The organism is Corallococcus carmarthensis (assembly GCF_003611695.1).
In the GTDB taxonomy this organism is placed as follows: domain Bacteria; phylum Myxococcota; class Myxococcia; order Myxococcales; family Myxococcaceae; genus Corallococcus; species Corallococcus carmarthensis.
The window spans coordinates 22,158-29,818 of the sequence record NZ_RAWE01000117.1 but is presented as its reverse complement, the minus strand read 5'-3'; the positions used below and the strand labels follow the sequence as shown (position 1 = coordinate 29,818).

Annotated in this window: 7 protein-coding genes; 4 read left to right on the top strand and 3 right to left on the bottom strand. The window is 70.3% G+C overall.

The features are described from left to right. Window positions 1-281: 281 nt before the first annotated feature. Window positions 282-1,535, bottom strand: coding sequence for a dipeptidase (locus D7X32_RS26930; RefSeq protein ID WP_120605438.1), 1,254 nt, complete (start codon window positions 1,533-1,535; stop codon window positions 282-284). A gap of 32 nt (window positions 1,536-1,567) precedes the next feature. Next, window positions 1,568-2,560: a DUF6600 domain-containing protein gene (locus tag D7X32_RS26925; protein WP_120605437.1), complete on the bottom strand. Its 993-nt coding sequence runs from the start codon at window positions 2,558-2,560 to the stop codon at window positions 1,568-1,570. A gap of 108 nt (window positions 2,561-2,668) precedes the next feature. Between D7X32_RS26925 and D7X32_RS26920 the strand changes: the two genes are divergently transcribed. Then, window positions 2,669-3,379 carry a siderophore-interacting protein gene (locus D7X32_RS26920; protein ID WP_120605436.1) on the top strand — a complete coding sequence of 237 codons (711 nt, stop codon included), beginning with the start codon at window positions 2,669-2,671 and terminating at the stop codon, window positions 3,377-3,379. A 1-nt stretch (window position 3,380) separates the two neighbouring features. Here the strand turns inward: D7X32_RS26920 and D7X32_RS26915 are convergent, their stop codons facing one another. Then, on the bottom strand, window positions 3,381-3,746 hold the full coding sequence (locus tag D7X32_RS26915) for a hypothetical protein (RefSeq protein ID WP_120605435.1): 366 nt from the start codon (window positions 3,744-3,746) through the stop codon (window positions 3,381-3,383). Window positions 3,747-4,163: 417 nt separating this feature from the next. On the opposite strand from D7X32_RS26915, the gene D7X32_RS26910 reads away from it, so the two are divergent. Genes D7X32_RS26910 through D7X32_RS26900 form a run of 3 tightly spaced genes read left to right on the top strand, consistent with a single transcriptional unit; the run spans window position 4,164 to window position 7,572 of the window. Continuing rightward, complete coding sequence (locus D7X32_RS26910) at window positions 4,164-4,835, top strand: Isoquinoline 1-oxidoreductase subunit (RefSeq protein WP_120605434.1); 672 nt, start codon at window positions 4,164-4,166, stop codon at window positions 4,833-4,835. Beyond that, window positions 4,832-5,293 carry a (2Fe-2S)-binding protein gene (locus D7X32_RS26905; protein ID WP_120605433.1) on the top strand — a complete coding sequence of 154 codons (462 nt, stop codon included), beginning with the start codon at window positions 4,832-4,834 and terminating at the stop codon, window positions 5,291-5,293. The genes D7X32_RS26910 and D7X32_RS26905 overlap by 4 nt, the downstream gene beginning before the upstream one ends. Window positions 5,294-5,304: 11 nt before the next feature. Further along, window positions 5,305-7,572 carry a xanthine dehydrogenase family protein molybdopterin-binding subunit gene (locus D7X32_RS26900; protein WP_120605432.1) on the top strand — a complete coding sequence of 756 codons (2,268 nt, stop codon included), beginning with the start codon at window positions 5,305-5,307 and terminating at the stop codon, window positions 7,570-7,572. Window positions 7,573-7,661: the final 89 nt, after the last annotated feature.

Genomic DNA, 7,661 nt, shown 5'->3' with positions numbered 1-7,661 from the left:
TCGCTGCAGCACGACATGGGCTTTCACCGCCTCTCCTCCCGGCACCCGCCCACCATCGACGCGGAAGTCTTCCTCAAGCTGCTGGCCCATAACGTCAGCCGGCTGCTCTCCCGCAGCCGGCTTTTTTTGCGTCTTCGTCCTCTTCGAGGCCCCTGCTCCTCCCCCTGCATCGCGGCCAGGCTGAACCGCTATTCCGCGCAACCCTCCAGTCGGACAGGTTTGGGCGCTTCGTCTCCGGAGCCAGGCTTCCGCGCTGGATGTCCCAACGAACGGCTGGCGAACTACCTTGCCGCACTGCGTGAAGTCGCCGCGTACGCCTCCACCTGCCGCCACACGCGGAAGACGTTGCCGGAGGCGATCTTCTCGATGTCCGTCTCGCTGTACCCGCGCTCCAGCAACACGCGGAACAGGTTCGGGTACTGCGAGACGTCCTTGAGTCCGGTGGGCAGGCTGGGGCCGACACCGTCGAAGTCGGAGCCCAGCCCCACGTGGTCGATGCCTACCAGCTTCACGACGTGGTCGATGTGATTGGCCACATCCTCCACCCGGGCCAGGGGGATCGGGTGGTCGCGCAGATAGGTGTCGATGAAGGCCTTGATCTCCGGGCTGCCCTTCGTGAGGCCGTGTTCCTTCGCGTAGGCCTGAAGCACCGTGTCGAACTGCCGGTTGTGGACCTGCACCTCCGGGATGAGGAACGAGGAGCCGAAGTTGATCATCACCACGCCGCCCCTGGCCGCGATGGCGCGGATCAGCTCATCCGGGAGGTTGCGCGGGTAGCCGGGCGTGAACTGACGGCAGGATGAGTGCGATGCGATCACCGGCAGCTGGCTCAAGTCCACCGCCTGCCGGATGGCGTCGTCGGACAGGTGCGCGACGTCCACCATGATGCCCAAGCGGTTCATCTCCGCGACCACCTGCTTGCCGAAGGGGCTGAGCCCGTTCCACGTGCCGTGCCCCTGACTGGCGGCGGAATCGCTGATCAGGTTGTCCTCGGTGTGCGTGAGCGTGATGTAGCGCACGCCGCGCTGCTGGAAGTGGCGGAGGTTCTCCAGCCGGTCCTCGATGGCGGCGCCGTTCTCGATGCCCAGCGCGAAGGAGATCTTGCCCGCCTGCGAGTTGCGCTCGGCCACTTCCACGGAAGGGGCCATGGCGAACTTGTCCGGAGCGTCGCGGGCCACCTTCTCCATCATGTCGATGAGCGAGTCCGCGAGCGCCTTGGCTCCACCTGACTTCTGGAGCTCCGCGGGGATGTAGATGGACATGAAGGCCACGTCGAAACCGCCCTCCACGGCGCGCGGATAATCGAAGTCGCCCCCGGTGGTGCGCTGGGAGATGTCCTCGGTCGGTGCCCCGTCGGGCCCCAGCGCCTCGTGGAGGCGGTAGGGCACGTCGACGTGGCCATCCGCGATGATGACGCGCCGGGCGAGCAGGCGGGCCCGTTCCGCGGGCTCAAGAGGCGCCTGGACGTTCGTGCCGTGGGTGCAGGCCGGGGCTGCGAGCAACACGAGGCTGAGAAGCGCGGAGGTCGGTCTCATGTCCGACCTCTTACCCAGCGCCGGCCCCCTCGTCACCGGCCGTGATGTGAGCCTTCGGAATGCTCGCCCTCGTGATGCTCCGGAGAGGCATGCTCATGAGGCGCGGGTTCGTGTGGCGCGGCGGGCTCATGCGGCTCGTGCGGTGCGGTGGGCTCGTGCGGCGCGATGGGCTCATGTGGCGCGGCGGGGACCGTCGCCGCGGGGGGCGGATGCGCTTCCTCGCGCGGTGCGGCCTGCTCCTCCGGAACCGCGTGATGGGGCACGGACGGAGCGGGCCTTGACGGGGCCACGCTGGTCCCGCTGCGAGCGCGCGGCGGATGGGCCGTGGGCGGCGTCATGGGCTTCGCGAGCGGCACGGGTTGCCCCGTCACCCGCGCGACCTGCTCCGGCTCCGGCCCCCGGTTCCAGTGTCCCTCGCGGGCCACCACGTGCTCACCCACGGGCTGTGTCTGGCGCATCAGCTCCTGGACCCGCGACGCCGGGAGGCGATGCACGCCCACGCCGGGCCGCACGAAGTCGTTTGCCCCCACGAAGGTCCAGCCCAACCCGATGCTGATGCCTGGAGGCGCGAGGGGCTGCCAGCCAACGAAGCCGTTCCCCCACCGCCAGTCCACCCAGGCAGGGGCCCACTCACTGTCGGGCCACCACACCCAACCGACCGACGGCGCGACGAACCACCGCCCGTAGTGGAAGGGCGCCCAGCCCCAATCCCAGTCACTCTCGAAGGTCCATCCCCAATCGCTGGACACCCACTGACCACCGGTGGAGTAGGGGACGAAGTCCGCGCCCACGACGTTCGGGTCCGGCCGCCACACCCAGCCGGCGTCCGGCAGGTCGATCCAGGTGCCGTAGGGGGACAGGTCCTCCCGGAACTGGGACATGGGGTTGCTCAGGGGCGCCGAGCTCGACGTCACCTGCGGCCCGAAGTCCTCCGGGCCCATCGCGCAGGCGCTGGCTGACAGGACGGCGATGACGGCGGCGCCGCTGGTCCGAAACCAGCGCACCCGGGGGTGCCAGGGGGCCATGTCCGGTTCCTTTCGTGGGGGTTCCGTCCTGAAGGTGTGGATGACTTCACGCAACTTCACGAGCGAGGGCCGGGAGGGAGGCGTATGAACGCCTGCACGGAGGTTTCAATGGCATCCGCGAAGGCCATGCTGGGAAGCATGCTGGGCCGCTTCCTCTTCACCGACGCCCGCGTCACCCAGGTGCGCGAGCTGTCCCGCGCGTTTCGACAGATTGACTGTGAGGGGCCCGCGCTGCGGGGGCAGGGATGGACCCCCGGCGACAAGGTGCAGGTGTACCTGCCAGGACTGGGCATGCGCACGTACACGCCGCTGTCGTGGGACGAAACGCGCGGGGCCACGGCCTTCCTGGTGTACCTGCACGGCGACAGCCCCGGAGCGAAGTGGGGCCGCGACGTCCGGGTCGGGGACACGGTGCAATTCTTCGGGCCCCGGCGCTCGGTGGCGCTGGAGTCCGGTGACGCGCCGGTGGTGCTCTTCGGTGACGAAACGTCCTTCGCGGTGGCGCACGCGTTCCGCACCGCGGCGAAGCGAGACGTCACCCCCGTCTTCGAGGTGACGCGCCGCGAGGACTGCACGCCCGCGCTGCGTGAGCTGGGCTTCGAGGGCCAGGACGTGGAGCGCACGGCAGGGGACGCGCACCTGACGCAAATCCACGAACGGCTGCGCGAAGCCCTGCGCGCGAAGCCAGGCGCGACGCTGGTGATGACGGGCCGGGCGCAGTCCATCCAGGCCCTGCGCTCACGGCTTCGCGCTGACGGCGAGCGCGCCACGCCCAAGGTGAAGGCCTACTGGGCGGTGGGCAAGGCGGGGCTCGACTGATTCAGGCCGGAGCGAACTGGAGGCCGCGCAGGAAATCGTCGCGGTCCCGGGCGACGCCGGCGGGGCGGCGCTTGGACTTCTGGCGCAGGAAGCGCGAAGCGTCCTGGCGGCGGTAGCAGGTGAGGAGCCGGTCCTCGTCATTGAGGATGAGGATCCACCCGCGCGCCTGCCGGGCCAGCGACGAATCGCGAAGCGCCACGGGAAGGTCGCGCTCGTGCACGGTGAGGTGGGTGGCACCGCACGCGCGGGCGGGAGTGCCGAACTCGAGGATGAACGCGATGACCTCCTCGCGCAGCCTCCAGCGGGCACACTGTTCGACGAAGAGGCGGGTGAGGGAGAACACGGACGACGCGGGGCTCTGGCGCATGGCGGGCTATCTCCTTGCGCGCTTCCCAATACACACGGCGTTCCAACCCCCCCGCGCACGCGATTCCGCGCACTTGCACGAAGCCCCGGGAGTCCCCGAAAGACATTCCGTCAATCCCGCCAGCGGCCCGTGTCAGCGAGGCACGGCCGGCGCCAATGGCTTGCGGTGGCGCGTGGCATGAGCGTTGATGCTGGGGCTGGAGCAGGCACGAGGCCTTCACGAAGGCCGCCGTCCCCCACGCAGCGTGACGACGCCGTCCACTCACAGGCTGGACCCGTTCTGAAGAAAACCTTCACAGGCCATGCTGCATTTTGACAGGCTCGCGAAGGGCCGGAGCGGGGCAGCATGGCCCGTCCGGCCTCGCGACGCTGCGCGTGGGGCCGGGAGACTTCTGGCCGAAGGGATGGACGGGGCACGATGAGACTTCGCTCGAACGCACTGGGAGCCGTGCTGGGCGCGGGGGCGGCGGCGCTGTCGCTGTCGCTGCTGATCAGCGCGGGTTGTGGAGGCCGCGCGGCGCATCCCGTCGTGATGCCGCCGCCCGCGGATCCGCAATCGCTCCGGACGCCGGAGTCCTTCGCGGGCATCGGTGACAAGAAGGAGCGCTCGCGGGCACTGTTCCTGGAGGCGAGCCGGGTCATGCTGCATCCCCGCTGCGTCAACTGCCACCCCGTGGGTGACAGCCCCCTGCAGGGCGCCCACAGCCAGGTGCATGACCCGCCGGTGGTCCGGGGCCCCGAGGACCAGGGCGTGCCCGGCCTGGAGTGCACCTCCTGCCACCAGGACCGCAACGCGCAGCTGGCGCGGGTCCCCGGCGCGCCCAAGTGGCACCTGGCGCCCAAGGTGATGGCGTTGGAGGGGCGCACGCCGCGCTCGCTGTGCGAGCAGCTGAAGGATCCGGCGCGCAACGGCGGCAAGAGCCTGGCGGAGTTGATTGAGCACTCCGCCCATGACGAGCTGGTGGGCTGGGGCTGGAAGCCCGGAGCGGACCGGGTGCCGGCGCCGGGAACGCAGGCGGAGTTCGGGGCCCTGGTGGCCGCGTGGGTGAAGGACGGCGCGGAGTGCCCGCGCGAGGAGAGCCGACCGTGAGCATCCGTCTGCGAGTGAATGGAACCGAGCACGTGCTGGACGTGGATCCGGAGATGCCGTTGCTCTGGGCGCTGCGCGACGTGCTGACGTTGACGGGGACGAAGTACGGCTGCGGCCAGGCGCTCTGCGGCGCGTGCGTGGTCCACATCGACGGGGCGGCGGTGCGCTCGTGCGTGACGCCGGTGCGCCGCGCGGAGGGCCGCGAGGTGATGACCATCGAGGGCTTGTCGCCGGACGGCTCGCACCCGTTGCAGAAGGCCTGGGTGGACCTGGCGGTGCCGCAGTGTGGCTTCTGTCAGGCGGGGCAGATCATGACGGCGGCGGCGCTGCTGGCGAAGAAGCCGAAGCCCACCGACGCGGAGATCGATCAATCGCTGGCGGGCAACCTGTGCCGCTGCGGGACGTACACGCGCATCCGCACCGCCGTGAAGAAGGCGGCGGGAATGCCGACGGAATGAGGGCTCCGACCATGCAAGACACGCGCATCCGTCTGTCGCGCCGTTCCGTGCTCGAAGGAATGGGCCTCGTGGCCGCGGGCCTGGGGCTGGAGGTGATCCTCCCCGCCAGGGCGCACGCCGCGCCCATGCCCACGTCGCTGCCCGCGGTGCCCACGGAGGGCCTGCGGGCGAACGTCTTCGTGCACGTGGCGCCGGACGGCGTGGTGACCATCGTCTGTCACCGCTCGGAGATGGGGCAGGGCGTGCGCAGCTCGCTGCCGGTGCTCATCGCGGACGAGCTGGGCGCGGACATGGCCCACGTGAAGGTGGTCCAGGGCGACGGCGACGAGGCCTACGGAGACCAGAACACGGACGGCTCCAGCAGCGTGCGGAAGATCTTCGACGACCTGCGCTACGCGGGCGCGACGGCGCGCACGATGCTGGTCGCGGTGGCGGCGAAGCGCTGGAAGGTGGCGCCCGCCGAGTGCGAGGCGCGCGACCACGCGGTCTTCCACAAGGGCACGCAGCGGACGCTCAAGTTCGGCGAGCTGGCTGGTGACGCGGCGAAGCTCAAGGTCCCGAAGAAGGACGCGGTGACGCTGAGGCCGCGCAGCGAGCTCAAGAACCTGGGCAAGGAGCTGCCGCTGCTGGACGGGCCGGACATCGTGACGGGCCGGGCGGTGTTCGGCGCGGATGTCGTGTTGCCGGGGATGCGCACGGCGGTCATCGCGCGGCCGCCGGTGGCGGGAGGCCGGGTGGTCCGCTACGACGCGACGAAGACGCTGGCGGTGCCGGGTGTGCGGCAGGTGGTGGAGCTGCCGGCGGCGAAGAAGCCCTTCCTGTTCCAGCCGCTGGGCGGGCTGGCGGTGGTGGCGGACAACACCTGGGCGGCGATGCGCGGGCGCGCGGCGCTGGATGTGACGTGGGAGGGCGGGGACAACGCCGTCTACGACTCGGTGGCGTACCGCGAGCAGTTGCTGGAAGTGATTGGCAAGCCGGGCAAGGTGGTGCGCAACGTCGGCGACGCGGAAGGCGCGCTGGCGAAGGCGGCGAAGCGGGTCCAGGCCACGTACAACACGCCGCACCTGGCGCACGCGCCCATGGAGCCGCCCGCGGCGGTGGCCAAGGTGGAGAACGGCACCTGTGAGGTGTGGGCCACGACGCAGAACCCACAGGCCGCGCGCAGCGAGGTGGCGAAGGCGCTGGGCATCGATCCGTCGAAGGTGACCATCCACGTGACGCTGCTGGGTGGCGGGTTCGGCCGCAAGTCGAAGCCAGACTACGTGGTGGAGGCGGCGCTGGTGGCGAAGGCGGTGGGCGCGCCGGTGCGCCTGCAGTGGACGCGCGAGGACGACGTGCGCCACGACTACTACCACTCCACGAGCGCGCAGCGGCTGGAGGCCGGTCTGGACGCGAACGGCAAGGTGGTGGCCTGGCACCAGCGCATCGCGTTTCCGCCCATCGGTTCCACGTTCGCGGACGCGACGTTCGCGGGCGAAGGGGAGATGGGGCAGGGCATCGTGGACCTGCCGCTGGCCATCCCGGACGTCCGGATGGAGAACTGCGAGGCGCGAGCGCACACGCGCATCGGCTGGCTGCGGTCCGTGGCGAACATCTACCACGCGTTCGCGGTGCAGAGCTTCATCGACGAACTGGCGCACGAGCGAGGCACGGATCCGCGCGACACGTTGCTGGAGGTGCTGGGGCCTTCGCGAATCGTGACGCCCAAGGACCTGGGTGTGGCGAAGGTGCCGAACTACGGGCAGTCCATCGAAGAGCACCCGGTGGACACGGCGCGGCTTCGGCGCGTGATTGAGCGGGTGACGGGCCTGGCGCGCTGGGATGAGCGCAAGCAGCAGGGAAGGGCGCTGGGGCTCGCGGCGCACCGCAGCTTCCTGACGTACGTGGCGGTGGTGGTGTCGGTGGTGAAGGACGCGGACGAGCGCATCCGGGTGGACGAAGCGTGGATCGTCGCGGACGCGGGCACCATCGTGAACATGGAGCGCGTCCGGGCGCAGATGGAGGGAGCGGTGGTGTTCGGCCTGAGCCTGGGGCTCTACGGCGCCATCACGATGAAGGACGGCGCCGTGGTGGAGAGCAACTTCCGCGACTACCGCCTGGCGCGCATCGCGGAGACGCCCCGGAAGATCCACGTCGACATCATCCCCAGCGACGGCCGTCCCGGAGGCATCGGCGAGCCCGGCGTGCCCCCCGTGGCGCCGGCCCTGGCCAACGCCGTGTTCGCGCTCACGGGGACACGTGTGCGTGAGCTGCCGTTGGTGAAGACCGTGAAGGTGTGACGCGTGCTTCCGGGTTGAGCCATGATGGGCGCCATGCTCGACGCCATCGTGGAGCTCTTCCGGGAGCCCTCATGCCTCGTCGGGGACGT